The organism is Dyella sp. 05T440, assembly GCF_056395965.1.
The window spans coordinates 1-517 of the sequence record NZ_JBFTKN010000036.1 but is presented as its reverse complement, the minus strand read 5'-3'; the positions used below and the strand labels follow the sequence as shown (position 1 = coordinate 517).

The following is a 517-nucleotide window of genomic DNA, read 5'->3' as shown; positions in this document are numbered from 1 at the left end:
GGCCCGAGGCGATCACCACTTCCCAGGCCCAGGCCCTGAGCCATCCGCCCATCGCCGACTGCGCGCGCTACGACCTGCTGCGAGGCTCCCGTGCAGCGGCATGAGATGATCCAGGCCCTGGGCGAGCTGGGCCTCAAGGGCATGGCCGGCGCCTTCGACGACGCCGTCACCACGGGCCTGCAGCGCAAGCGCACCGCCATGGAGATCCTGGCCGATCTGGTGAAGGCCGAGGCTGCCCATCGTCAGGCCGCCTCCATCCGATATCGGATCACCGCCGCCAAGCTGCCGGCGATGAAGGAYCTGGCGCGCTTCAACTTCGAGGGCTCGCCCATCAACGAGAGCCTCGTGCGCGCCCTGCATGGCGGCTCATTCCTGGCCGATCACCGCAACATCGTCCTGATCGGCGGAACGGGCACCGGCAAGACCCACCTGGCCATCGCCATCACCGCCAATGTGGTGCTGGCCGGGGCGCGCGGGCGCTACTTCAACACCGTCGATCTGGTGAACCGGCTCGAGG

The 517-nt window shown here is 68.8% G+C and carries 1 protein-coding gene; it reads left to right on the top strand.

Translation table 11 applies throughout. The features are described 5' to 3' along the window. Positions 1-105: 105 nt before the first annotated feature. A partial coding sequence (locus tag AC1DE1_RS20840) for an ATP-binding protein (RefSeq protein ID WP_477179347.1) occupies positions 106-517 on the top strand: 412 nt, incomplete at its 3' end.